Below are 25190 nucleotides of genomic sequence, written 5' to 3' on the forward strand. Positions count from 1 at the left end.
TATCATCTAATCTATTCTTAAAAGTAGGACGCATACTCCTCCCGCCTACTCTATCTCATCTTGAATTTCTTCATTTTTTGTATCTGTGTTGGACAACTTTTGCTCAATATACTGGTCAATATACTGGTAAACCTCCTTAGCATCTGCCTGTGACAAGCTGGCAACCTGGTTGACCTTGACCGTCAATTTCTCTAATCCGTATTTCGACTTTTCCTTGACTAATTTTTCCAATTCTTGTTCGGTCAGTTCTTGTCCGACAATGGTAATCTCCAACTGATTTTTAGTTTTATTATAAGTCCGGCTAAGAATAGTGTGAGAGGTAAATTTCTCACTAATGTATTGATTCATGGCATCCTTACGGGCATAGTCTAAGACCAGATTTCCTGCTGAAAGCAGACTCGGAATGGTCAAGGCAAGGACTAGAGCCGTCATACCATATCTCAATTTTGGGTTCAATTTGTTCAATTCAACTGCCTTGGTCCGTCGCATCATAAAGCGGGAGCCGAAAAAGGTGGTCAACATGATGAAGATACAGTTGATCAAAAAGAGGTAGAGGGCTCCAAAGAAGTACTGGGTATTACCATGAGCCAAGCCAAAACCTGCTGTACAAATAGGAGGCATGAGGGCTGTCGCAATGGCAACACCGGGCACAATATTATTGGCCTCTTTTTTCCGACTGCCAATCACTCCAGCAATTCCGCCAGCAATGGCAATAATAATATCCCAGACTGTCGGCGAAATTCTAGCAGTCAACTCTGTACTGGCTACTGTAATCGGCGAAAGATAGAAATAGATGCTGGAGACCAACAGGCTAATAACAACTTCGACAGCCAGCAACTTCAACGCCTTCTTCATCAAGGCAAGGTCATAAATCGCCAAGCCCAGACCAAGCCCAACAATCGGTGTCATCAAGGGGGAAATCAGCATAGCACCGATAATCACTGCCGTGCTATTCATATTTAAACCAACAGAAGCAATAAAAATCGCACACATTAGGATAACCATATCACGAGTCTGTAAATCCAACTCTTCAAAGAGCTTATCACGGTATTCCATGGTTGTAAAATACTTGTTTTTCATATTCTCCACTCTCAGTTTTTTAGGTGACTTTATTATAACAATCTATTTTTTGATAGATAAAAAGGACTTTTCTCAGTCCTTCCTAGCTAGGCAATTTCTGCCAAGATTGCTTTGATTTGGTCTTTGGTATGCACACCTGCTACTTGTTTCACAACCTGTCCGTCTTTTTTGAACAATAGAGTTGGGATAGACATGATTCCAAATTGACGAGCTGTGTTTGGATTCTCATCAACATCCATCTTGTAGATACGCAGTTCATCTTCATCCACTTCGCCTGCTAATTGCTCTAAGATTGGTGCTTGCATGCGGCATGGACCACACCAAGGTGCCCAAAAGTCAACAAGGACTACGCCTTCTTGTGTTTCAACTTCAAAGTTTGCATCTGTAATAACTTGAACCATAATTTTCTCCGTTTCTGTTTTTCTACTATCATTCTACACCAAAAAAAAACAGAAAGCGAATTTTTGCTACGGAAGAGAAATGAGATAGACATGCTTAAACAATTGTGATTTGAAAGCATGTTGATCATTCTAAACTAGACCGCAGGAGGACGAGGGGGAAATGGGAGACTGTTTTGCTTGTCAAGTCTAGATGTAGCCAAAAACAAGCTCACTCTTAAAAGGTCTTCCCTACATAGCCTGCTAGAGCTTCAATGGTTTGAGCTTGGTGGTGATCCGCAAAGACTGTTGTATCTGTATTGAGCCCTTGGATGGCGGTCATATCTTCTTCTGCCAATGTAAAGTCAAAGATGTCAAAATTCTGACGGACACGCTCTGGATTGGCAGATTTCGATAAGGAAACAATGCCTAACTGGAGTTGGAAGCGGAGCATGACCTGGGCAGTTGATTTGCCGTATTTATTGGCGATCTCTGTCAAGATAGGATTAGTAAAGACGTCAAATTTCCCTTCTGCAAAGGCTCCCCAGCTTTGGACTTGGATGTCCTTGCTAGCTAGATAAGCCCGTTCTTCTGGTTTTTGGTTGAAAACATGGAGTTCAATCTGATTGACCATCGGCTTTACTGTATTAAAGAGAGCTAGGTTGGCAATCTGGTCTGGTTTGAAATTAGATACGCCAATGGCACGGATTTTCCCTTCCTGATAGAGTTCTTCTACGGCTCGCCAAGCTCCAAAAGTATCTCCTACTGGCTGATGAAGTAGGTAGAGATCCAGATAATCCAAGCCCAGCTTTTCCATAGAGGCCGCAAAAGCTTCCTTGGCACCATGATAGCTCATATCCGAAATCCACAATTTGGTCGTAATAAACAGTTCCTCCCGTGGCACACTCGCATTGCGAATAGCACGACCAACCGCCTCTTCATTGCCATAAGCCTGAGCAGTGTCAATCAAGCGATAACCTGTCCGAATAGCTTCTTCAACAACCTGTTGGCAGGTTTCTGGGTCTGGAATTTGGAAGACTCCAAATCCGACTGTTGGCATCTCAACTCCGTTGTGTAATGTAACTGTTTGCATATTTATTCTCCCTGATCTAAATGTTCTTGTTCAAAGCGTAGCAAGTGACTATCATAGGTCGCCACCTTGTGACTCAACATTTCCAAGACGGCTTCTTGCTGAGCAATTTGCTCCTTCAACCACTCTTCCTGCTCCTGTAAAATAGCCTTTCGAGCAGCAATAGTACAATCACCCTGTCGCACAAGGTCAACATAATCCACCAAGCTTTCAATGGACATCCCAGACTTACGGAGCATTTTGACCAAAAAGAGCCAGTCAATCGACTGCTGGTCAAATTGCCGGTAGCCGTTTTTGTCTCGCGGCACCTGTAAAAGCCCGATTCGTTCATAATAGCGAATGGTGTCATTGGACAAGTCCAGTTCCTCCGCCACTTCTTTCATCGTTTTCAAAATATCACTTCCTTTCACCAGCTGATGATAATACGATTATAAACTATGGAGTCCACTCCATAGCAAGCAAAAAAAGAAAAAAGTTGAACCTTTTCAACTTTTTTCCGTCAAATCCACCACATAGGTCAGTTCCTGATAGACATCTTCTATGTCAAAGAGATCCAAGCCAGCTTCTTCACTGACTACATAAACACCTTCTCTCAAATAGTAGGGAACCGGCTGACCTTCCATATCTGAAAAGGACAATCTACCTCGCTCTAAATCAATTCCGAAACGGAAGGTTGGAACGTCCTTGAGTGCTCCAACGACTAGATAATCAGTGCAGACCAATTGTCCCCCCATTTTTGATACAAATGGTTGGCTGCGTCATCCTCACGAGTAAAGATGGCTAGTTTCTCTACACCTTGCTCTCTCAACTCCTGCTCTGCTTTTTCATAAAGTGCCTGGGCAATGCCCTTCCCTTGAAAATCAGGGTGGACTGCTAGGTTAGTAAAATAAGCTGTTCGCTTACTTGGTGCGTAAACATAAGATCGGCTGCACTCCTCTGTGTAAATATCGATGTCGATTAGACCAACAATTTGTCCGTCTACTTCAGCCACCCATTCCACACGATGATCATAAACGTCTGTCATTAGTTCGGGCTTCTCTGTTTCTCTATCATCAAAGAATGGAGAGAAGAGGTAGCTGAGTGCCTTACAGTAAACCCAGCCTTTTTCATCACTGGTTTGATATTTTCTGATAATCATATAGACCTCCTAATTTCATATTACTATTTTTTTGAGTTTTGCAACTGTATTCAAAAGCACCTGCTACTTGCAAGTGCTTTACTTTTTTACTTAAAGGTCACAATAGTACAGCCTGATCCACCTGCATTTTGTGGGGCATAGCCGAACTCCTTGACCTGTTTGTTGCGACGGAGGTACTTGGTCACCCCTTCTCGGATGACCCCTGTACCGATACCATGAACAATATCGACTTGGGCCATATTGTTAAGCAGGGCCTGGTCGATGAATTCATCCAATTCCATCATAGCCTCTTCGTAGCGTTTGCCACGGAGGTCTAAGCGGGCTTTTGGTCCTCGTACATTGGCACGTTTAACTGTATGAACCTGGCGCTTCTTAGGCTGCTCTGCCTTCTCCACCTTAACTAGCTCAAACTCCTCCTTAGTCAAGGTCATCTTAATCAAGCCCACCTGTGCTTCCCAACGGCCGTCCTTTAGTTGATTGGTCAAGGTACCACGTTGTCCATAGGCTGTGACGATAATATCATCACCCACCTTGACAGCACGTTGGATTTTGGCTTTTTTCAGCACCTTGTTTTTAGACAAATCCACCACTTCAGGCGCCAATTTTTTCAGCTCTGCCTTGGCTTCGATAATCTGGTGAGGCTTAAGAGTGGCTGCGGCATGAAGATTTTTGAGAATGCCCTCACTCTCTGCCAGAGCCAAGTCGACAATTTCCTTGGCTTCCAGACGTGCCTTGTTGAGCTCATTTTCCCGCTCACGATTAAGCTCGTCATAGAGCTTGCGGAGGACTCGGTTCATCTTGAAGTTTTCTTGTTCCACATCACGAATCTTATCCAGACGCTGACGGCTTTCAACCGTCTGGCTCTCTAACTTCTCGATAATGCGATTGACATCACTATCTGTATCGGTCCAAGACTGGGCTGACTGGATGATGATATCCGATAAACCTAAACGCCGGGCGATTTCAAAGGCATTGGAGCGACCAGGAACACCCTGCATAAACTTATAGGTCGGACGCAGGCTATTGGTGTCAAATTCCATGCTGGCATTTTCAATACCAGAGGTTTCTATCCCGTAGGCCTTGAGCTCAGGATAGTGGGTGGTTGCCATGGTCTTGATCCCCCGCAGGCGAAGGTCATCCAAAATAGCCATTGCCAGCGACGCACCCTCCTGCGGATCTGTACCCGCCCCCAACTCATCAAATAAAATCAAAGAATCTTGATCCGCCTCCGCTAAAATCTGCACCGTGTGGGTCATGTGACTGGAGAAGGTTGATAAACTCTGCTCGATGGACTGTTCGTCTCCAATGTCCGCAAAGATTTCCTTGAAAATCGCCACCCGACTCCCCTTGTCAGCCAAGATTGGCAAACCCGACTGAGCCATGAGATGGGTCAAACCCAAGGTCTTGAGCATGATAGTCTTACCACCCGTGTTGGGACCTGTAATCACGATGGCCATCAACTGACTGCCAAAGTAAAGGTCGTTGGGCACTGGCTGGGCAATCAGCGGATGACGAACATTGAGCAGGGCGATATCCTGCCGCTCAGACAAGAGGGGCACAACCGCCTCATGGTCACGGGCAAAAAGATGCTTGGCACGGACAAAGTCCAAATGACCAATCACCCAGGCATTGTTACGGATAATACCCGCATGAGGACGGAGCATGTCAGACAACTCCTCCAAAATCCGATTGAGCTCATGGCGCTCCTCAGCCCGTAGATGGCTGATGTCTTCATTCAAGGTCACCACAGCCCGCGGCTCGATATAAACGGTCGAACCTGATGCGGAAATATCATGGACCACACCTGCAATCTTATTGCGGAAGGTATTTTTGACCGGCAATACATTGCGGCCATTCCGGCTGGCAAGGATGGCATCCGACAGCATATCTGCCTTATTTTTAAGCAAATCCTGCATGACCTGACGGACCTGATCCTCTGCTTCACGGATCTTCCGGCGGATTTTCGCCAGCTTTTCAGAAGCAAAATCCTCTACAAAACCAGCATCATTGATGGACTGGAGCGAGCCTTGTAGATGCGGAAAGAGCTCGATTTTCTCAAAATGCTTGTCCAACTGGCTTAGCTGGATGTTTTCCAGATTGCCATAAAAATCCAAGAGGGATTTGGACACCTCCAGGACTTTTTTGACAGCTAAGAGCTCCGTAATATTGAGGTCCGTATCCAACTCCAAACGACGCATGGCTGGATTGATGTCTGTAGTCTCAGACAGGCTGAAATAGGGATTTTCCACAAAAATCTGCCCCATGTCTGTCAATTCATCAAAGGCCTGCTGGATACGGTTGATGTCCACCATGGGCTCCAGTTGCCGTAATTCGTCCAAGCCCTGGTCTGTCAGCAGATAGGGCTCAATTTTTCGTCTTACCTTGTGAAATTCAAGGGTTTCTAAAATTTTATGATTCATACTTTCCTACTTAGAAAAAGAGTAGGTTGCCCTACCCTGTAATATTACTTAGCCAGACAGCCTTGAAAAAATGAGCCGTCGGAATGTACTGGATTAGCAGATTTGCTAGGAAACTTTTCTGGAGTTGCTCCTGTACAAGGTCCACAGGAATAGTCGCCACCAGGACCAAGACCATTTGCAGAGAAAGCAAGGCCACCACTACCGCAATGGCACCACTGATAAGGTTTGATTGGATTGTATCAGGATTGTAGGCTTCCAAGAGGTGGACAAAGATTCCAACAAAACGCATGATGGCATAGACCAGGAGATAGACTGTCAGAAAGGCCAAGCCTGCATAGAAGACCTGGTCCAAATCAAACAGGTATTTTTCATCAAAATAATAGTTAAAGCTACCCTGGGTTGCATTGGCAAAGGGTACCCATAGATAGAGAATCCCTGACAACTTCTTATAGGTCAAGGCCGCCACCAAGATAGCAAAGAGGCTAGACACACCGTAAAAGCCTTGAAGGACCAGTCCTCGACTATAGCCGATATAAAAACTCCAGGCTAGGAGGATAAGAATTGCAATTGATACCATGTCTACTCCTCAAGCTCATCTAGGTCCAGCAGGGTCACGTTCTTTTTTAAGACCTTTTCTTTCATGGCCGCCAATTCTGCCTCTGTCTTTTCAAAGGCCATCTCGCGGGTCAGCTGGACTGAGAGGGAATTGATAGCCAACAACAAGGCCAGGGTTTCAGGGTCTGCCTTGGGCATTTTCTCCTTGATGGCCTGGTATTTTTCCTGGGCTAGCTTCTCCACTTCCGTCATAAAACGATTGTCATGCTCGGTCGTCAGGGTTAATTGTTTTTCACCAAATGTAAATTTATATCGATTCAGATTTGCCATAGTACACCTCGCTTCCTATTATACCTCAAAATGGCTATTTTCGCCAATTCCTACTATATAGAGTGTTTTCTACGCGCAAAGTCTACAAAGCGGAATTTGTCGATTTTGTGCTTGCTTTCAGTGTATTGGAATTGCTTGGTATCTCCCAGATAGACGCGGGATTTGATGAGGACCAGATAGTCATCTTCATTTTTCATGAGCTCTCGCTCCTCACGGCTGGTCGGCTCAACAGTAATTTCCTTTTGGGCATAGGCAATATCCAGCTTGAGGGTCTTCTCCAGATAATTGTAAATGGAAGATGCAGCAATTTCCTTGGTAATGGTCGGCACAATATCCGCAGACAGGTAGTCAGTATCCACAACCGACACCTTGCCATCAATAGAACGTGTACGGACAACTTTCCAGACCTTGCTATGGGGTTCAAACCCAGTCAAATTCGCCAAGTTGCTACTGATAACAATCTGATCCAGGCTGACTACTTCTGTCTTGGTCTCCAGCTGCAAAGACTCAGCCAATTCCTGGTAGGAAGTCAGACCAGAAACAGGGAAATTCAGCATTTCTTGCTTGAGAACTAGGGAACCTCGGCCCTGAACTTTCTGAATCATACCTCTTTCTGTCAACATAGACAGGGCCTTGCGGACAGTATCACGACTGACACCGTAAATTTCTTGCAGGCGCTGCTCGGTCGGCAGACTGGTTTCAGCAGGGTAGGTATTTGTACGGATTTTTTCCTTTAAGTCATTGTAAATTTCCTGGTATTTCTTCATGATGTCTCCTTAATTTGTAGCCACTTTATCATACAACTACTCTAGTATAACAGAAATTTTATGAAATTTTATAAAAAAATGTTAAAAACGCTTGCAATATTTTTTGAAATCGGATACAATGGTCTTTGTTAACAAAATTTGTTCGTACAAATTTTAAAAAAGACATACTTTTGGGAGATGTCTAAAAATATAAGGTGACGGATTCCATAAGCCGTCTAGAAGGAAAAATATATGGGAAAATTTGAAAAAGAAGCCAAACAGCTCCTGGACGCTATTGGCGGCAAAGAAAATGTTAACGCAGTTACTCACTGTGCAACACGGATGCGTTTTGTTCTTGCGGATGACAAAAAAGCAAACGTAAAAGTCATCGAAGATATTCCTGCTGTAAAAGGAACCTTTACAAACGCAGGTCAGTTCCAAGTCATCATCGGTAACGACGTTCCAATCTTCTACAATGACTTTACAGCTGTGTCTGGTATCGAAGGCGTATCAAAAGAAGCTGCTAAGTCAGCCGCTAAAAGTAACCAAAATGCCATCCAACGTGTCATGACCATGCTGGCGGAAATCTTCACACCGATCATTCCTGCCCTTATCGTCGGCGGTTTGATCCTCGGTTTCCGTAACGTCTTGGAAGGCGTACAAATCGAAGCACTTGGTCAAGCTATGAAAGATGGAGAACTCCTCTTTGACGCAAGTGGTAAACCAATCTGGAACACTATCGTTCAAGTATCACCATTCTGGAATGGTGTCAACCACTTCCTCTGGTTGCCAGGTGAAGCCATCTTCCACTTCCTACCAGTAGGTATCACTTGGTCTGTATCTCGTAAAATGGGAACTTCTCAAATCCTTGGTATCGTCCTTGGTATCTGTTTGGTTTCTCCACAGTTGCTCAACGCTTATGCTGTACCTGGTACAGATGCAGCAACCATTGCCAGCGACTGGTCTTGGAACTTCGGTGCATTTAGTATTGCTCGTATCGGTTATCAAGCGCAAGTTATCCCTGCCCTCCTTGCCGGTTTGGCACTGTCTTACCTAGAAATCTTCTGGCGTAAGGTTGTTCCAGAAGTGGTCTCAATGATCTTCGTACCATTCCTATCACTTCTTCCAGCAATTATCTTGGCTCACACTGTCCTTGGTCCTATCGGTTGGACAATCGGGCAATGGTTGTCAACAGTTGTATTAGCTGGTTTGACTGGTCCATTGAAATGGCTCTTTGGTGCGGTATTCGGTGCCCTTTATGCACCGTTCGTAATCACTGGTCTTCACCACATGACAAATGCCATCGATACACAATTGATTGCGGATGCTGGTGGAACTGGTCTCTGGCCAATGATTGCTCTTTCTAACATTGCTCAAGGTTCAGCAGTATTTGCCTACTTCCTCATGAACCGTAAAAATGAAAAAGAAGCGCAAGTTTCTCTTCCTGCAACAATTTCTGCTTACCTTGGTGTTACAGAACCAGCCCTCTTCGGTGTTAACGTGAAATACGTTTACCCATTCGTAGCGGCTATGATCGGTTCAAGTATCGCTGGCCTACTTTCTGTAACCTTCAACATCCAAGCTGCTTCTATCGGTATCGGTGGTCTTCCAGGTATCTTGTCTATCAAGGCTGAATACTGGGGTGCATTCTTTATGACAATGATTGTTGCGATTGTTGTCCCAATGATTTTGACAGCTGTCTTCAAACGTACAGGTGCATTTTCAAAAAAAGAAGAAACTGTTGAAGAAGTTGTAGTCGTAACTGAAACTGTCGTTGAAACTGGTTCTGCTATCGAATTGATCAGCCCCCTAACTGGTCAAGCAAAAGAATTGTCACAGGCAACTGACCCTGTATTCGCATCTGGGGTCATGGGACAAGGTGTCCTTATCGATCCTAGCGAAGGCATCTTAGTTGCACCTGTTGACGGTGAAGTATCTGTCCTCTTCCCTACTAACCACGCTGTTGGTATCACTGCTACAAACGGAGTTGAACTCCTTATGCACGTCGGTATGGATACTGTTGGATTGGAAGGCAAAGGCTTCACAGCTCACGTCAAACAAGGTGACAAGGTAAAAGCTGGCGATAAATTGATCAGCTTTGACATCGATGTCATCAAGGGTGCTGGTCTCGTCGCTGAAACACCAGTTATCGTGACCAACCAAACGGATTTCAATACAGTGGTTCTTGGAAGCCTTCCTCATTCAGTAGAACGTGGCCAAGCAATCTTGAAAGTAACAAAAGCATAAAACAAAAAGTGTAGAGAGTTGGTGACCCCAACTCTTTGCCGTTGATTACATCATTTTTGAGAAAGGAAATGGTACTATCATCATGACCATTGACAAACGTAAAGTCGTCTATCAAATCTACCCCAAATCTTACAAAGACACGACCGGAAATGGTGTCGGGGATTTACGAGGAATTATTGAAAAACTTCCATATCTAAAAGAGCTAGGCATTGATATGATTTGGCTCAATCCCTTCTACCCAAGTCCGCAAAGGGACAACGGCTATGACATTTCTGATTACACAGCTGTCAATCCTGATTTTGGCACCATGGCTGACTTTGAAGAAATGGTGGCTGTCGGTAAAGAGCTGGGTATTGAATTTATGTTGGACATGGTCCTCAATCACTGCTCAACGGAGCATGAATGGTTCCAAAAGGCCCTAGCAGGCGACAAATACTATCAAGATTTCTTTATCCTACGTGACCAGCCAACTGACTGGGTTTCCAAGTTTGGCGGCAATGCCTGGGCACCATTCGGCGATACGGGGAAATATTATCTTCATCTCTTTGATGTGACCCAAGCCGACCTCAACTGGCGAAATCCTCATGTTCGCGACGAACTCTTCAAGGTGGTCAACTTCTGGAAAGACAAGGGGGTCAAAGGCTTCCGCTTCGACGTTATCAACTTGATTGGTAAGGATGAAGTCCTAGAAGATTGCCCAATCAACGACGGCAAGCCAGCCTACACCGACCGCCCGATTACCCACGACTACCTCAAGATGATGAACAATGCCACTTTTGGTAGCGAAAAAGGCTTCATGACCGTTGGGGAAATGTCTGCCACTACCATTGAAAACTGCATTCTCTACACGGCTCCTGAGCGGGAAGAATTGTCCATGGCCTTCAACTTCCACCACTTGAAAGTGGACTACAAGGACGGTCAAAAATGGACCATCATGGACTTCGACTTTGAGGAACTCAAACACCTCTTCCACACTTGGGGTGAAGAAATGTCCGTCGGAAATGGCTGGAACGCCCTTTTCTACAACAACCACGACCAGCCTCGTGCCCTCAATCGCTTTGTCGATGTGGAGAATTTCCGCAAGGAAGGAGCAACCATGCTGGCAGCCTCTATCCACCTGTCACGCGGCACTCCTTACATCTACATGGGCGAGGAAATCGGCATGATTGACCCTGACTACAACAGCATGGACGACTATGTCGATGTGGAGTCTATCAATGCCTATCAGATGCTCTTGGATCAAGGTCACACACCTGAGCAGGCCTTCAAGATTATCCAGGCCAAGTCCCGTGACAATTCCCGCACTCCGATGCAATGGGACGCTTCTGACAATGCAGGCTTCTCAACAGGTACTCCTTGGCTAAAAGCTGGTAAATCGTACAAGACCATAAACGTTGAGACCGAAAAAACAGGCCCAATCTTCACCTTCTACCAAGACTTGATTCGACTTCGTAAGGAATTACCAATCGTGTCTGAAGGGGATTACAAGGCTGCCTACAAGGACAGCGATAAGGTTTACGCCTTTGAGCGCCTCCACGACGGTCAAAAACTCTTGGTCCTCAACAACTTCTTCCCAGAAGAAGTTCAACTAGAGTTGGCAGACGATTACGCACAAGGCAGCATCCTCATTGACAACTACAGCGACACCAAACTCGGAAAAACCATTCGACTGAAACCTTATCAATCCCTTGCCATTTGGGCCGATTAAAGACCAAGACTCGGAAGTTTCTCCCGAGTTTTTTAGTGTTTCTTTGATTGTAATCGCCTTTTGATAAAAAAATAAAGGCTACCAAAAGCATAAATCACAAACAAGATTGTGCCAATCAGAAAGAGGATGTACAGAACATAGGGATGGTTGGACCATAAACGTCAGAACCAATACCACCAGCCAGCGCTGTCCCCAGGTCATCTTACGCTGAAGTAACTAATAGAGAAAATCCTCTCCTGCATTGGTCCGGGTTTCCAGATATTCCTTCCATAAGCCAGATACAAAATTTGGCACAACCAGCCCTCCTCTTATTTTTAAACAGTATATCCTATTTTTGCAATCAAAAACAGAAAAATCGAACCTGTTTCGATTCGATTTCCCGTATTTTTATGGATTGAAAGACACGTGGACATGGTCATAGTGGTTTTCAGTGATACTTCCACGGTCTGGCATCAAGTTCCAGGTATAGGCTGGTCCGTAAATGCTTGGATATGGTGAGTAGAAACGTTGTTTCCAGATGATGTAGGAAATGTTGCGGGCACCCATATTGGCAATGGCATAGTCAGCAACCTGGTCACCGAGGGCTGAGCTCACTGGCACCATGAAATCAATAGCCAATCCCTTGCCGTGGTCTTGGGGATCTCCAGGACGGTATCCTGAGAAAGACGTAATACCGAAAGTATTTGCAACTTCTTCTTTAAATGCTGCAACTTGGGGCTGGAGGCCACTATTGTCATAAACTACCGTAGCAACTGGTGCTGCTGTTTCAACCACTGGAGTCTCTACCACCGGCTCTGCTGCTACAACAGACTCACTTGCTGGCTCCACTACTGGAGTTTCAGCTACTGGCTCTGCCACTGGTGCTTCAACTGGAGCAACCTGTTCTGCTGCTGGAGCTGCCACCGCTTCTGTTGTTTCGGGTATAGAAACTTGGGGCACTTCTACTGTAGCTACCTCGGCTGGAATATCGGCAGGGACTTCTACCTCGTCGAGATGAACAACTGTATCGTCGATGGTCGCCTGGTTTGTCTGCAAATCCACCGTCGCTTGAACAGGCTCTTGATTGGCTGTCTGGGCAGGTGCTTCAATTTCGATTTGGGTCACTTGGTTATTTTGGTCAACTGTCGTGGTCAATACCGTATCTGGGAAAATCAGGTTGACATCTGTAATTTGATTGACCTTGGCTAGGATTTCCATATCCAGATTCATGGCATCAGCAATGGCACTCAAGGTATCGCCATACTTGATGGTGTAAGTGAGTTGGCCCCCTTGATTGACCAATTCAGCGCTAATCTCAGAGACATTGCGTGGTGTCCATTCCAAGGCGGAAATTGTCGGAGCTGCCAGGCCAGTTGCCAAGAGTGACAAGGCTACAGAGGATGCGTAGAACATTTTCTTATTCTCTTTCAGTACAGATCTTTTTCTCTTTCTTTTCATATAAACCGGTTTGTTTGTCTGTTTACGTTTCACAAAACATTCCTTCTTTCTTTTGAGATAGACCTATGATAGCGGAATTTTTTTTGCAAAACAAGCCTTTCCCAGGCTTTTAAACAAGCTGTAAACAAACCAAATTGATTGTCACTTGAGCATTATATTTGTCACAAGATTGTCATAGTGACCTGATATGTGGCACCAAGACTGACTATCTCCTGCCATAAAGAAAAAAGGTTAGACTTCTCCAACCTCTCAAAACCTAGACTAACTACATCTCCTCCGGATACACCAAGCCCCACTCCTCACGCAGTTGAGTCATGATGTCCATGACATCGATCGTGTAGGCCAGATACATCTTATTTTCGAGACCAGAGACGGCGCGCTCCATGTCGGCTACTTCATAAGAAAGAGCTTTAGCAGTGTCACCAGCCTCAATCACTTCCTGCCGACCATCCTCTGTATAGGTAATAACCGCCTTCTGCCCGCGAGGGTATTCATAGAGTTCGATATAACCCTTATCATAAGCAATGGTCCCACGCTTAGGCTGTTTGGCATGGAGACTGAGGGCAATCGTAGCCATCTCACCCGCATCATTGGACAGGAGAATACCGACCTGTTCATCGACACCCGTTGGAGCCAATTTGACCTGGGAAGCGACTTGATTTGGTTTTTCAGTCATGAACCAGCGAACAAAGGACAGGGCATAGACACCGATGTCCAAAAGGGCACCTCCAGCTAAGTTCTTATTGAAAAAGCGGTTGGTCATGTCGTATTCTTTATAGGAGCCAAAATTCATCTGGATCATCTTGAGCGACCCAAGCTTGCCAGATGTGATGACTTCATTCAATTGACGATAGATAGGCATGTGGAAAATAGTCATGGCCTCTGCCAAGATGACCTGGTTTTCCTCCGCCAGTTGAATGGCTTCTGCCAACTCATCCTTATTTAGCGTGATGGACTTTTCACAGAGAACATGCTTGCCCCCAGCCAAGGCCTTACGTAAGTAGTTAATATGGGTATTGTGCGGCGTTGAAATGTAGATAATATCCACTTCTGGATCCTCAAATACCTGATCAATGTCCTCATAGACCTTCTCAATGCCATATTTTTGCGCAAATTCTACACCCTTGTCATAGGTACGGTTGGCAACGGAGTAGATATTCCCTCCCATAGCCTGCAAGGCCTGAACCAATTCGTTGGCAATGACACCTGTTCCCAGAGTCGCCCACTTATATTGAACTTGATTTTCCATCTTAACCTCACTTTCCTATGCATAGTCAAGTTTCTTACTGTGCATACAGGTTCTAAAACTATTATAGTAGATTCTACTCTTTTCCGCACACTCCAAGTCGCATTTATGATACAATAAGAACATGACGACCGCTGTACTTAAAGTGACTGCCTCAGACAAGGCACAGATGCTCCACCACTACGCCCGCTACCAGCAGGCCAGTAAAAATCCTTACATCGAAGCATTTTTCAAACTTCCTGGCGCCAGCCTTTCCATCTACACTTCTGGAAAAGTCGTTTTCCAAGGGGAAATGGCAGAGCAGGAAGCCAGTCGTTGGGGCTATGAGCAGGCTCAGACTGATCAGACCATCTCCGGGCAGAACCTGCCCATGATTGGTACCGATGAGGTTGGAAACGGGTCTTATTTTGGCGGTCTGGCTGTCGTGGCTAGCTACGTCACACCTGATGACCATGCCTTTCTCAAGTTGCTGGGCGTTAATGACTCTAAAAAAATGACAGACCAAAAAATCTGCCAAATCGCCCCTCTCTTAAAAGAGAAAATCCCCCACCAAGCTCTGCTATTGTCCCCGAAAAAATACAACGAGGTCATCGAGCAAGGCTACAATGCCGTATCAGTCAAGGTGGCACTCCACAATCAGGCCATCTACCTGCTACTCCAAAAAGGGGTACAGCCGGAGAAAATCGTCATTGACGCTTTTACATCTAGCCAAAATTATCAGAAATATCTCAAAAAAGAGGCCAATCACTTTGCCAAACCTGTCACCTTGGAAGAAAAGGCTGAGGGCAAATACCTGGCCGTCGCCGTATCATCCATTATCGCACGCGCCATGTTCTTGGAAAATTTGGCTCAACTAGGGGAGCAACTAGACATGAATCTGCCATCCGGCGCCGGCAGCAAGTCCGACCAGGTCGCAGCCAAGATTTTGCAGAGATACGGAATGGCGGGGCTCAGCCAGGCCGCCAAACTCCACTTTGCCAACACACAAAAAGCAGAAAAATTATTGAAATAAGAGGAAACCACATGCGTTCAACTAAAAAAAATTCCCTTGCTCGCTTCCTAGCTGAGTGGGGCATCTTCTCTCTGATTATTATCGGATTCTTGCTCTCACGGCTCTTTATCTGGCAGCCTGTTTCTGTCGATGGACATTCTATGGATCCAACCCTTCATGACAAGGAGCGCTTGATCATGGCGCGCACGACGACCATTGACCGTTTTGACATTGTCGTGGCCAGCGAAGTGGACTCGCAAGGCAAGGAGAAGCTGATTGTCAAGCGGGTTATCGGTATGCCTGGTGACTCCATCCGCTTTGAGAATGACGTTCTCTATATCAATGAAGAGGTGGTGGACGAGCCTTATTTAGCAGAGTACCTGGCAGCCTTTAAAGAGGATAAACTCCAGTCCACCTACTCCTATAATAAGAGCTTCCAAAACCGTGCGGCAGCTGCTACTGCCTTCACACTGGATGCCAATGGCTACCCAAGCCTGTCTTATGTCGTACCTGAAGGACACTACTTTCTCATGGGAGACGACCGCCTAGTTTCTCTAGATAGCCGTAATGTTGGTCCATTCACCAAGGCCAATATCAAGGGAGAAGTCGTTTTCCGCATGTGGCCCCTCAACCGCATTGGTACCGTAAAATAAACTAATTAGGAGTGAGACAGCTGTCCCACTCCCTTTTGATAAGGAAAAATCATGCAAGAAGTATCTTTCACCGGAACTATCGACCGGATTATTTTTGAAAATCCCAGTAATTTTTATAAAATCCTGCTCTTGGAAATCGAGGAGACCAATGCGGATTATGACGACTACGAAATTATTGTGACCGGCACCATCGCAGACGTTATTGAAGGCGAAGATTACCGCTTTTACGGCAACTTGGTTACCCATCCCAAATACGGTCAGCAGCTGCAAATCTCCCGCTACGAACGCAGTAAACCAACTGCCTCTGGACTGGTCAAGTATTTTTCCAGCGACCATTTCAAGGGCATCGGCCGCAAGACGGCTGAGAAAATAGTCCAGCTCTACGGCGAGGATACCATTGATAAAATCCTAGCCGAACCTGAAAAATTGACCCAGATTACAGGATTGTCCAGCAAAAATCGGCAGGCTTTTGTGGAAAAACTCCGCCTCAACTACGGCACAGAGATGATTTTGTCCAAACTAGCCGAATACGGCATTCCCAACAAACTCGCCTTTCAAATCCAAGACCAGTACAAGGAGAAAACTCTGCAAATCATCGAGGAAAATCCCTACCAGCTGGTCGAAGATGTCCAAGGAATGGGCTTTACCATTGCCGATAAAATCGCTGAAAATCTGGGCATCGAGAGCGACTCACCACAACGTTTCCGAGCCGGCATGCTCTATTGCCTGCTCCAGCGCTCTATGGAGACGGGCGACACTTATGTCGAGGCGCGTGATTTGCTAGAGGCCAGCATTGACGTGCTGGAAAAATCCCGCCATGTCGAGTTGGACCCGGCTGCCGTAGCGCAGGAATTGACCGGTCTCATTAATGACGGCAAGGTCCAGCAAGCAGGCACCAAAATTTTTGACAACAGTCTCTACTTTGCTGAGGAAGGTATTCACAAGAACCTCAGCCGCCTCATGGGCAAAAATGGTTTCAAGCCCTTCCCACGCAAGGACGTCGAGACTGCCATTGCAGAGCTGGAAAGCATGTCATCACTGACCTACGATGCTATTCAGAAAGAGGCTATTGTCCGAGCTATTACCAATCCGCTCTTTATCCTAACTGGCGGACCCGGCACAGGCAAGACCACAGTCATCAACGGTATCATCGCGGTCTATGCTATCTTGCACAAGATTGATTTGACGAAAAGCCGTGACGAATGTCCTGTCCTCTTAGCTGCTCCAACCGGCCGAGCCGCCCGTCGGATGAATGAATTGACCGGCCTGCCAGCTGCGACCATCCACCGCCATCTGGGCTTGGTTGAAGGTCAAGAAGAATCCTACCGCGATGATTATCTGGATGCGGAATTTATCATCGTCGATGAATTTTCTATGGTCGATACTTGGTTGGCCAACCAGCTCTTCCAGAATATTTCCTCTCAGACGCAGGTCCTCATTGTCGGAGATGCGGAGCAATTGCCATCGGTCAGCCCCGGTCAGGTCCTGGCAGACCTGCTCAAGATTAAAAAATTGCCCAGCCTAACGCTGGAGAAAATCTACCGCCAGTCCGACGACTCGACCATTGTCACTCTTGCCAGTCAAATCCGGCAAGGCAGCCTTCCAGCTGATTTCCGTGAGAAAAAGGCAGACCGGTCTTATTTCGAGGCGCAAAACGAACAAATCCCTGCCCTGATTGAACGCATTGTCGGCGCAGCTATCAAGTCCGGTATCCCTGCAAACGAAGTCCAAATCCTCGCTCCCATGTACCGAGGAGCAGCAGGCATTGACCAGCTCAATATCATGACCCAAAACCTACTCAACCCAAAAAGCGAGGGGCAATTGGAATTTGCTCATAACGACCAGATTTTCCGCCAGGGCGACCGAGTCATCCACTTGGTCAACGACGCTGAAAGCAATGTCTTTAATGGCGACTTGGGCTACATCACCGACCTCTTGCCTGCCAAGTACACCGACAGCAAACAGGACGAGATTTCTATCAATTTCGACGGTAGCGAAGTGACCTACCCCCGCAATGAGTGGTACAAGATCACTCTGGCCTATGCCATGTCCATCCACAAGTCTCAGGGGAGCGAGTTTCAGGTGGTCATTCTGCCCATCACCCGCACCAGCCACCGCATGCTCCAGCGCAATCTGATCTACACGGCCATCACCCGCTCCAAGAGTAAGCTTATCCTTCTCGGCGAAATCTCCGCCTTTGACTACGCGGTCAAGAATGCCGGTACCCTGCGCAAAACCTATCTGGTTCCCCGTTTCCAAGGGGATTTTGAAGAAAAGGCAGAGCAGCCAGAGCAAGTATCGTCTAGTAAACCTACAAAGGCCACCCAGACCATCTCGTCTGAACAGCCCGCACCAACCAAAGTGCCTGAGGAAAAAACTGTATCTGCACCCAGCCAACTTTCCCTACTGTACCAAGAACCTGTGGAAAACACCCCCATCCAGCCCACTAGCTACATTCTGAACGAAAAAAATATCCTCACCATTGACCCCATGATTGGCCTGACCGATGAAGATATTGCTCTATTTTTCAAATAAATCGACTTTTGTTACAAAAATATTACAAATGTTACAAAATTGTGTTGACACCATCCTTCTGTTTTGCTATACTAAAATCAAACAGGAGGATTTTTATATGAAAAAGAAAATAACAAACGGTATTCTACTCTTATCTGCAGCTATTTTATTAACAGCCTGTGAAAAAGAAACTACCCCAGCTACATCCACTAAGACCAGTGAGAAAACAGAACAAACCAGCTCTAGTAAAAAAGCTACAGACAATTCCACTAAGAAAGAAACTGATACAAGCTCTAGCCAAGCAACCGAATCTAGTGCTGCAACAACTACTTCATCGCAAGCAACAAGTAGCTCATCTTCAAGCCAGACCAAGCAAGAAGAAACTGCTAGCCAGCCTAGCTCAACAACTATGACAGGGGACCAGCTATTGGCCTTACCATCAGTGGCTCTTCCGACAGAACTTGTCGGTACTTGGACAGGCACTAGTCCACAAGCACGTATGGTCGAGGTGACCGTCGCAGCTGATGGGACTTTCACTGTTACTCAGGACTTCCGTCAAAGCGAAGATGAGGAAGTAACCGACTGGAATGTTCAACACCGGACTGCTGTCATTACAGACTTGATTTCACCTAAACCAAACCATTACCTAGTTCGCAAGTCGACAGGAGACGGAGCAGCTTTACTTCCTGGTGTAACAGGCATTGGTGGTGCTGGAGGTCAACTCTTGCCAGGCTTCATTCTAGAAAATGGACAATACAAGGTTATTATGCAAGGTGTTTCAACCAATCCTGAATTTCCAACAACTATTGATTTAACTGCACCTGCTCAAATAATGGCTACCCTGAATAAAGAACAATAAGCCTACCAACTAAGCTCGACGATAACCGTCGGGCTTTTTTCTATAAAAAAAAACTAGGCCTAAACCTAGTTTCCATTGCTTGTTTCTTCGGAAGTTTCTGTTGCCTCTGGCGCCGGGACTTCTTTGGCCGGATTCATATTGACCCTGTGCCACTCGTTGATGACGTAGGCGAGGGCGACCACTTGATTGTAACCCATAGGATCGATTTCGGTATCGTCCTCAGATGCGCCACCAAAATAAGCTGTATAAAGGGCAATGCTGTAAGGTGTTTCCTCCATAACAATGGCATCCAGATTGAGGGCTTCACGGACATAGCCGGGTTTTTGGTAGACGGTCACCCCGTGAACATACTCTTCAAACCAAGTTCCCGGAAAGGCATCATCTAGGTACTTCATCAGGTCTGCGTATTTGTCCTGATGCTGATAAAGGTAATCCAAGACCTGCGAATAGTAGCTCGTTGTCGTCTGATTGCCATTAGCAGAAATAGTTGGCACGTCAGGATTTTTCGATTTACCATAGCGGCCAAACATGGTGTAGGCCTTGTCCATACCACCGATGCGCTCCGCCAAGGCATAGGCTGGAGTATTTTCAGACACTACAATGGAGCCGTATTGCATATCTGCGATTGTCATCATCCCATTATAATTGGCAACATAGGCGTCATGCTCAGGCTTGTATTCATAAGTTGTGCCGGTAATATCGTAAGCCTCTGTCGCTGAAACTTCACCTTTTTCCACCGCATCTACCACCAACATATTGAGGGGTAACTTATAGGTGGAGCCAGCTGTCATAGGCTGGGTATCGTTCATGGAGAAGACTTCATTGGTTTTGAGATTCTTATAGGTAAAGGCCACCTGTGATGGGTCCAATCCCTGCTCCAAGAGATAGGCCTTGACCGTATCTTCTAAACTCAGATTAGGATAATCATAATAGAGATAGAGACTGTTCATGTAAGCCAAATCTTCCTGCATGACCAAGTCTTTGGCCTCCTGAGACTTATGAACAGGCTTGACTACTTCTTTTTTGGTTTCTGTTTCCCTTGATCCACTCGCCGCTGCTTGGTTGGAAGAATCGGCTTTACCTATCCCTTTCTTGGTCGAATCCAGATTGAAAAGGGCAACCATACCAAGCGTAAGGAGGACTAGTAAACCTAGAGCGATAGGAATGTAGTCTGTCCAAACCTGCTTTTTACCATGCCGCGACCCACGTTTTTTTCTTCTTTTTGGCAATTTCCAAAATGAAAGAAATTTATCCACAGTCGGTTTGACAACTCCCTTAATCCTGTCTGTGGTTGGAAGAAGACGCTTTTCTGCAAGTCTTCCTGGTACAATCCGCTTCTCTCTAGACTGATCTAGCGCAACCGTTCTTGGGAAACGCTGATGAATCTGACCACGATTTCTCTTAGATGGAACTCTTCGGGGATATTTTCGCTTGGCAGACTTGGTCCAAACCTGTCGCCGAGATTTTCTTTGCTCATTCTCTCTTGTCATAACTCTACTAGTATAGCTGATTTACTTGGTCAAAACAAGCATTTATCATTGAAAAAGAGCTGATATAAGAAATTTTATAGTATCAGGCAAGCAAAAAAAAGGCGATAGGCAGCCATCCACCAATGGAAAACTACCTTATCCGCCTTTTTATAAACAGATTCTATCTCTTCACCAAGGTCTTACGAATATCGAGGGCAACTGCCACCACGATAACGATACCTTGGATGACGTTGGTCATATCTGGTGTGACACCCAGGTAGGTCAAGCAGACCTTAAGGAGCTCAAAGACGAATACCCCTAAGAGAATGCCCGGAACGGTACCCTGACCACCGGCCGTTGAAACGCCACCGATTGTCGCTGAGGCAATGGCATCCAGCTCGTAACCCATACCTGCACCCGCACCAGCAGAACCTGTCTTGGCTGACAGAAGGAAACCTGCCAATCCGTAGAGCAGACCTGCTAGAAGGAAGATCTTGATTTTGGACATGCGGACATTGACACCAGACACCTCAGCCGCATTTTCATTACCCCCGATAGCGTACATGTACTTACCATAGCGAGTCTTATTGTAGAGCACCCACATAGCCAGGCCGACCAGACCTGCGATAATGGTAATGTAAGGGATAAAGCCGAAGAGCTTGCCTTGCCCAATCGCTACAAACTCATCCTTAAAGGTACCAATCGGCTTAGACTGGGAATAAATCAAGACAAAACCATAGGTCATGATTTGGGTACCCAGTGTAGCCAAAAATGGCGGCACACTGAGGAAGGAAATAATAGCACCATTGAGCAGACCGAGAACAGCTCCCACCGCTAAGGCTGCCAAGAGAGGGACAACAATCGGTAAATCCGGCAAATTTGGGAAGAATTTCTGGGCGAAATCAGGACGCTGCACCAGAGTTGCTGTGATGATAGCTGTCAGACCGACGATACGACCAGCTGACAGGTCAGTACCACGGATAATCAAACAGCCCGACACACCCAGGGCAATGATGAAACGAACAGAGGTATTGGCCATGATGTTGGCCGCGTTCCCCAGGGTAAAGAAGTTGTTTTGGGTCAATCCTGTATAGAGAATCATAGCCGCTACCACGATGTACATGGAGTTCTTGGTTAGAAATTCTCCTAGATTAAAGGATTGAGTGGCTTTTGTTTCTAATTTAGGCATTGTCATCTCCTCCTTGATTGCCAGTCATAAATTTAGTTGCCAGTTGCATCACAGCCTCCTGGGTTGCCTCTTCCTTATCCAAGAAACCAGAAATCCGTCCTTCACACATGACCATGATGCGGTCAGACACGCCCAGAAGTTCAGACATCTCAGATGTAATCATGATAATGGACTTACCTTCGGCAGCCAGATTGTTGATGATTTGGTAGATTTCGTACTTGGCACCAACGTCGATACCACGGGTCGGTTCGTCCAGGATGAGAATATCTGGGTCATTGGCCAACCAGCGGGCCAGGATAACTTTTTGTTGGTTACCACCTGACAGGCTTTCGATGTGGGTCTTGGTCGACGGTGTCTTGACGCGCAGACGATCAACATTGTGATCAACAACATTCTTAATCTTTTTGTCATCTAAGAGACCGAAGGCACCCAGGTATTGGTTGAGAGAAGCTACAGCGGCATTATCAGAGACCGATAGAACGCCGAAGATACCGTTGAAACGCCGGTCTTCTGTTACCAGGGCAATCTTATTGGCAATGGCTGTGGCTGGATTTTTAATCTTGACTTCCTTGCCCTTGATGTAAATCTTACCTTGTTTGAGGGCCCGAATACCGTAAAGGGCCTCCATAAGCTCGGTCCGTTGGGCACCGACCAGGCCACCAATCCCAAGCACTTCACCTTTTTTGAGGTCAAAGCTGGCTTGCTTGAAGGATAGAGGATTTGGCGAGGTCATCTCTTCTAAATGAAGAACGACTTCCTCCTCAACCTTGTTGGTCTTAGGTGGAAAGAGGCTGGTCAATTCCCGACCAACCATGGCCTGGATGATCTTAGCCGTCGTCATCTCAGCAGCTGGCCAGGTACCAACGTACTGACCATCCCGCATGACTGTGATGTCATCTGAAATCCTCAAAATCTCATCCATCTTATGGGAAATGTAGATAATCCCAATGTTTTTGGCCTTAAGCTGAGCAATAATTTCAAAAAGTTTCTCCACTTCTGAGCTAGTCAGAGAGGAAGTTGGTTCGTCCATGATGACAACCTTGGCATTATGCGAAATGGCCTTAGCAATCTCCACCGATTGCATCTGTGATACAGTCAGGGCATTAAGCAAGGTTTTGGGGTCCATGTAAAGACCAACTTCTTCCAGTAAAGCCCTTGTATCCTGGTTCATCTTGGCATGGTCAACTAGATTGAACTTGCCCAGAGGGTAATTGCCTAAAAAGACATTTTCAGCGATGGTCATCATGCGGATGGGCTGCAATTCCTGGTGGATCATGGACACACCTGCATCAATGGCCTCTTTGGAATCCTTGAAATCCACTTCCTTGCCATCAAAGATGATAGTGCCACCATCTCGATGGTAAATTCCAAACAAGCATTTCATGAGGGTGGATTTGCCTGCACCATTTTCACCCATCAGGGCATGAACGGTTCCCGGACGGAGCTTGAAAGTCACATCGTCCAAGGCCTTAACACCCGGAAATGTCTTGGTAATATGTTTCATTTCTAAAATATATTCACTCATTCTCCTAGGTCTCCTTTTCAAAAAATAAGAACCTACATTCACAAGTAAGGCACATTTAGATAAGAGATAGCTTCTTGCTAATCAAGGCCGTTTTTCACTGGAATACTGGCTGTATTCCAGTGAAAAACGAACGATGAGTGGCAGAAAATTGGCCTTAGCTAAAAGTGCCGGGTTGCGAATACAGGTTCTAAGTTCTCACTATACTAATCAGGACCATTGTTACTGGATATCATAGAATAGTGAGAACGCACTGTCGTTTACCAAAATTGATTACACTAGTTAGTTTGCTTATTTATCGGCATCACGTTTTGCATAACGCTCTTTGATTTCGTCGATGGTTTCTTTTCTAGCTTCTGCTTCTTTGAGTTCAGCATCTTCTGCTTTTGTAACTTTCACATAGTTAACCCAGTAGTAAGGTGAAACGTCTTTACCACTCATCAACTCAACTGCGATATTTGCTGCGGTGTGAGATTGGTTGAAGTGGTCGTTCAATACTGTACCTGTCAACTCGCCTTTACCAAGAAGTTCCATAGCATCTGGAATAGCATCTACACCGACTACTAGGATATCTTTACCAACTGTACGGCCAGCAGCCTTGATAGCTGTTACCGCACCGACAGCCATACCATCATTGTTAGCAAATACAACTTCCAATTTGTCGCCGAATTGTTCCAAAGCAGCTGCAGTCACTTCTTGACCTTTAGCAGTATCCCAGTTTGCAAGATATGGTTCAGCCAAGGCTTCGCGTTTGATACCTGCGTCGTCAAGAGCTTTGACAGAGTAGGTAGTACGTTGTTGAGCATCTACGTTAGCTGGGTCACCGAAGAGAGTAATATAGGTCACAGTACCGTCACCGTTGATATCCCCTTTAGAATCAGTTGCTGCGATGATTTCGCCTTGATAAGTACCTGATTGAGTTGCATCAGCACCGACATAGGCAGTCTTACCAGGCCAGATTTCCAACTCAGCTACTTCAGGCTCGCGATTGATGAAGACAACAGGGATATTTGCAGCTTTTGCTGAGTTAATGATGGTACCTGCCGCTGTTGGGTCAACCAAGTTTGCAAGGATAATATCTTTACCTTGAGCGATAAAGTTATTGATTTGCTCTGTCTGGGTAGCCTGGTCTTGCTTACCATCCTGGATATCCAAGTTATAGGTATTACCAGTTTCTTCGCCTAATTTTTTGAAATATGCGTCCAATTCTTCACGATAGAGTGTCATGAAGTTATCGTTAAATTGATAGATAGCAACGCCGACTTCAAAGGTTTCTCCAGTTCCACCTGAACCTCCGTCAGAATCTGAACCCGAATTTTGAGCTGCCTGGCCACAAGCAACCAAAACCAAACCTACAAAAGCAATTGCTAAAAATTTCAATACTTTTTTCATTCCCTATTCCTTTCTATTTATGAGAAGCACAAACCTGTATTGCAAGCAATTTTTGTAAACGTTTTCTTGTATATCAATATAGTAAACTTATTGGCTTTTTTGTCAATAGTTTTTTACCATTATCGATATATTTATTTTTTCTGAAAATTTTCGAAAGTTCTATAATGAAGTTAGCCACCTTACCTTAGTCAAGAATTAGATGTTTCACTATGTTTGAGTAAGTTGAT

20 protein-coding genes and 1 pseudogene are annotated in these 25190 nt (G+C 45.7%); 6 read left to right on the forward strand and 15 right to left on the reverse strand.

All coding sequences use genetic code 11. From position 1 onward, the window contains the following. Nucleotides 1–45: 45 nt before the first annotated feature. The 9 genes and pseudogenes from ACHBGV_RS05045 to treR all read right to left on the reverse strand — a co-directional run bounded on the left by ACHBGV_RS05045 (nt 46) and on the right by treR (nt 7757). Nucleotides 46–1095 (reverse strand): DUF389 domain-containing protein, encoded by a 1050-nt coding sequence (locus ACHBGV_RS05045; protein ID WP_394735790.1) that lies wholly within the window; start codon nt 1093–1095, stop codon nt 46–48. A 71-nt stretch (nt 1096–1166) separates the two neighbouring features. Continuing rightward, nucleotides 1167–1481, reverse strand: a complete 315-nt coding sequence (gene trxA / locus ACHBGV_RS05050; RefSeq protein ID WP_105108141.1) for a thioredoxin — start codon at nt 1479–1481, stop codon at nt 1167–1169. A 214-nt stretch (nt 1482–1695) separates the two neighbouring features. After that, the gene (locus ACHBGV_RS05055) at nt 1696–2550 is read right to left on the reverse strand and encodes an aldo/keto reductase (RefSeq protein ID WP_394735779.1); all 855 of its coding nucleotides are present in this window, start codon (nt 2548–2550) and stop codon (nt 1696–1698) included. A 2-nt stretch (nt 2551–2552) separates the two neighbouring features. After that, nucleotides 2553–2930: a MerR family transcriptional regulator gene (locus ACHBGV_RS05060; protein WP_238140697.1), complete on the reverse strand. Its 378-nt coding sequence runs from the start codon at nt 2928–2930 to the stop codon at nt 2553–2555. A 102-nt stretch (nt 2931–3032) separates the two neighbouring features. Then, nucleotides 3033–3685 (reverse strand): annotated as a pseudogene (locus ACHBGV_RS05065) (GNAT family N-acetyltransferase). A gap of 86 nt (nt 3686–3771) precedes the next feature. Next, nucleotides 3772–6105: an endonuclease MutS2 gene (locus ACHBGV_RS05070; RefSeq protein WP_394735780.1), complete on the reverse strand. Its 2334-nt coding sequence runs from the start codon at nt 6103–6105 to the stop codon at nt 3772–3774. 31 nt (nt 6106–6136) lie between these two features. After that, a complete protein-coding gene (locus ACHBGV_RS05075) occupies nt 6137–6682 on the reverse strand; it encodes a CvpA family protein (protein WP_105111744.1) in 546 nt (181 codons plus the stop codon). A gap of 2 nt (nt 6683–6684) precedes the next feature. Further along, nucleotides 6685–6990, reverse strand: coding sequence for a cell division protein ZapA (gene zapA / locus ACHBGV_RS05080; protein WP_105111743.1), 306 nt, complete (start codon nt 6988–6990; stop codon nt 6685–6687). A gap of 53 nt (nt 6991–7043) precedes the next feature. Continuing rightward, the gene (gene treR / locus ACHBGV_RS05085; RefSeq protein WP_105111742.1) at nt 7044–7757 is read right to left on the reverse strand and encodes a trehalose operon repressor; all 714 of its coding nucleotides are present in this window, start codon (nt 7755–7757) and stop codon (nt 7044–7046) included. A 231-nt stretch (nt 7758–7988) separates the two neighbouring features. Between treR and treP the strand changes: the two genes are divergently transcribed. Both treP and treC read left to right on the forward strand, forming a co-directional pair. Next, complete coding sequence (gene treP, locus ACHBGV_RS05090; RefSeq protein WP_394735781.1) at nt 7989–9983, forward strand: PTS system trehalose-specific EIIBC component; 1995 nt, start codon at nt 7989–7991, stop codon at nt 9981–9983. Nucleotides 9984–10065: 82 nt separating this feature from the next. Continuing rightward, the gene (treC, locus tag ACHBGV_RS05095) at nt 10066–11691 is read left to right on the forward strand and encodes an alpha,alpha-phosphotrehalase (RefSeq protein WP_394735782.1); all 1626 of its coding nucleotides are present in this window, start codon (nt 10066–10068) and stop codon (nt 11689–11691) included. A gap of 387 nt (nt 11692–12078) precedes the next feature. Here the strand turns inward: treC and ACHBGV_RS05100 are convergent, their stop codons facing one another. Together ACHBGV_RS05100 and ACHBGV_RS05105 are read right to left on the reverse strand one after the other, a co-directional pair. Continuing rightward, nucleotides 12079–13161: a LysM peptidoglycan-binding domain-containing protein gene (locus tag ACHBGV_RS05100; RefSeq protein WP_394735783.1), complete on the reverse strand. Its 1083-nt coding sequence runs from the start codon at nt 13159–13161 to the stop codon at nt 12079–12081. A gap of 232 nt (nt 13162–13393) precedes the next feature. Beyond that, a complete protein-coding gene (locus ACHBGV_RS05105; RefSeq protein WP_394735784.1) occupies nt 13394–14377 on the reverse strand; it encodes a Gfo/Idh/MocA family protein in 984 nt (327 codons plus the stop codon). A gap of 121 nt (nt 14378–14498) precedes the next feature. On the opposite strand from ACHBGV_RS05105, the gene rnhC reads away from it, so the two are divergent. The 4 genes from rnhC to ACHBGV_RS05125 all read left to right on the forward strand — a co-directional run bounded on the left by rnhC (nt 14499) and on the right by ACHBGV_RS05125 (nt 19391). Further along, nucleotides 14499–15386, forward strand: a complete 888-nt coding sequence (gene rnhC / locus ACHBGV_RS05110; protein WP_394735785.1) for a ribonuclease HIII — start codon at nt 14499–14501, stop codon at nt 15384–15386. An 11-nt stretch (nt 15387–15397) separates the two neighbouring features. Then, entirely contained in the window at nt 15398–16018 is a 621-nt protein-coding gene (lepB, locus tag ACHBGV_RS05115; protein WP_105111737.1) for a signal peptidase I, read from the forward strand. Nucleotides 16019–16069: 51 nt separating this feature from the next. Next, the gene (locus tag ACHBGV_RS05120; protein WP_394735786.1) at nt 16070–18553 is read left to right on the forward strand and encodes an ATP-dependent RecD-like DNA helicase; all 2484 of its coding nucleotides are present in this window, start codon (nt 16070–16072) and stop codon (nt 18551–18553) included. Nucleotides 18554–18650: 97 nt separating this feature from the next. After that, a complete protein-coding gene (locus tag ACHBGV_RS05125; RefSeq protein ID WP_172022641.1) occupies nt 18651–19391 on the forward strand; it encodes a hypothetical protein in 741 nt (246 codons plus the stop codon). Between the two features lie 65 nt (nt 19392–19456). Here ACHBGV_RS05125 and ACHBGV_RS05130 read toward each other — a convergent pair whose 3' ends face one another. The 4 genes from ACHBGV_RS05130 to ACHBGV_RS05145 form a co-directional block, all read right to left on the reverse strand. Next, nucleotides 19457–20881: a serine hydrolase gene (locus ACHBGV_RS05130; protein WP_394735787.1), complete on the reverse strand. Its 1425-nt coding sequence runs from the start codon at nt 20879–20881 to the stop codon at nt 19457–19459. 160 nt (nt 20882–21041) lie between these two features. After that, entirely contained in the window at nt 21042–22049 is a 1008-nt protein-coding gene (locus tag ACHBGV_RS05135) for a beta-methylgalactoside transporter (RefSeq protein ID WP_105160110.1), read from the reverse strand. Continuing rightward, nucleotides 22042–23574 (reverse strand): ATP-binding cassette domain-containing protein, encoded by a 1533-nt coding sequence (locus ACHBGV_RS05140; protein ID WP_172009082.1) that lies wholly within the window; start codon nt 23572–23574, stop codon nt 22042–22044. The genes ACHBGV_RS05135 and ACHBGV_RS05140 overlap by 8 nt, the downstream gene beginning before the upstream one ends. 288 nt (nt 23575–23862) lie before the next feature. Then, the gene (locus ACHBGV_RS05145) at nt 23863–24963 is read right to left on the reverse strand and encodes a galactose ABC transporter substrate-binding protein (RefSeq protein ID WP_105160112.1); all 1101 of its coding nucleotides are present in this window, start codon (nt 24961–24963) and stop codon (nt 23863–23865) included. Nucleotides 24964–25190 lie beyond the last annotated feature (227 nt).

Origin of the sequence: Streptococcus sp. A34, assembly GCF_043674115.1 — a bacterium.
Taxonomy (GTDB): domain Bacteria; phylum Bacillota; class Bacilli; order Lactobacillales; family Streptococcaceae; genus Streptococcus; species Streptococcus suis_V.

Coding starts and splice junctions, on each gene's coding strand:
- trxA (WP_105108141.1), bottom strand. CDS start 1,481: ATGGTTCAAGTTATTACAGATGCAAACTTTGAAGTTGAAACACAAGAA.
- ACHBGV_RS05055 (WP_394735779.1), bottom strand. CDS start 2,550: ATGCAAACAGTTACATTACACAACGGAGTTGAGATGCCAACAGTCGGA.
- ACHBGV_RS05060 (WP_238140697.1), bottom strand. CDS start 2,930: ATGAAAGAAGTGGCGGAGGAACTGGACTTGTCCAATGACACCATTCGC.
- ACHBGV_RS05070 (WP_394735780.1), bottom strand. CDS start 6,105: ATGAATCATAAAATTTTAGAAACCCTTGAATTTCACAAGGTAAGACGA.
- ACHBGV_RS05075 (WP_105111744.1), bottom strand. CDS start 6,682: ATGGTATCAATTGCAATTCTTATCCTCCTAGCCTGGAGTTTTTATATC.
- zapA (WP_105111743.1), bottom strand. CDS start 6,990: ATGGCAAATCTGAATCGATATAAATTTACATTTGGTGAAAAACAATTA.
- treR (WP_105111742.1), bottom strand. CDS start 7,757: ATGAAGAAATACCAGGAAATTTACAATGACTTAAAGGAAAAAATCCGT.
- treP (WP_394735781.1), top strand. CDS start 7,989: ATGGGAAAATTTGAAAAAGAAGCCAAACAGCTCCTGGACGCTATTGGC.
- treC (WP_394735782.1), top strand. CDS start 10,066: ATGACCATTGACAAACGTAAAGTCGTCTATCAAATCTACCCCAAATCT.
- ACHBGV_RS05105 (WP_394735784.1), bottom strand. CDS start 14,377: ATGGAAAATCAAGTTCAATATAAGTGGGCGACTCTGGGAACAGGTGTC.
- rnhC (WP_394735785.1), top strand. CDS start 14,499: ATGACGACCGCTGTACTTAAAGTGACTGCCTCAGACAAGGCACAGATG.
- lepB (WP_105111737.1), top strand. CDS start 15,398: ATGCGTTCAACTAAAAAAAATTCCCTTGCTCGCTTCCTAGCTGAGTGG.
- ACHBGV_RS05120 (WP_394735786.1), top strand. CDS start 16,070: ATGCAAGAAGTATCTTTCACCGGAACTATCGACCGGATTATTTTTGAA.
- ACHBGV_RS05125 (WP_172022641.1), top strand. CDS start 18,651: ATGAAAAAGAAAATAACAAACGGTATTCTACTCTTATCTGCAGCTATT.
- ACHBGV_RS05130 (WP_394735787.1), bottom strand. CDS start 20,881: ATGACAAGAGAGAATGAGCAAAGAAAATCTCGGCGACAGGTTTGGACC.
- ACHBGV_RS05135 (WP_105160110.1), bottom strand. CDS start 22,049: ATGCCTAAATTAGAAACAAAAGCCACTCAATCCTTTAATCTAGGAGAA.
- ACHBGV_RS05140 (WP_172009082.1), bottom strand. CDS start 23,574: ATGAGTGAATATATTTTAGAAATGAAACATATTACCAAGACATTTCCG.
- ACHBGV_RS05145 (WP_105160112.1), bottom strand. CDS start 24,963: ATGAAAAAAGTATTGAAATTTTTAGCAATTGCTTTTGTAGGTTTGGTT.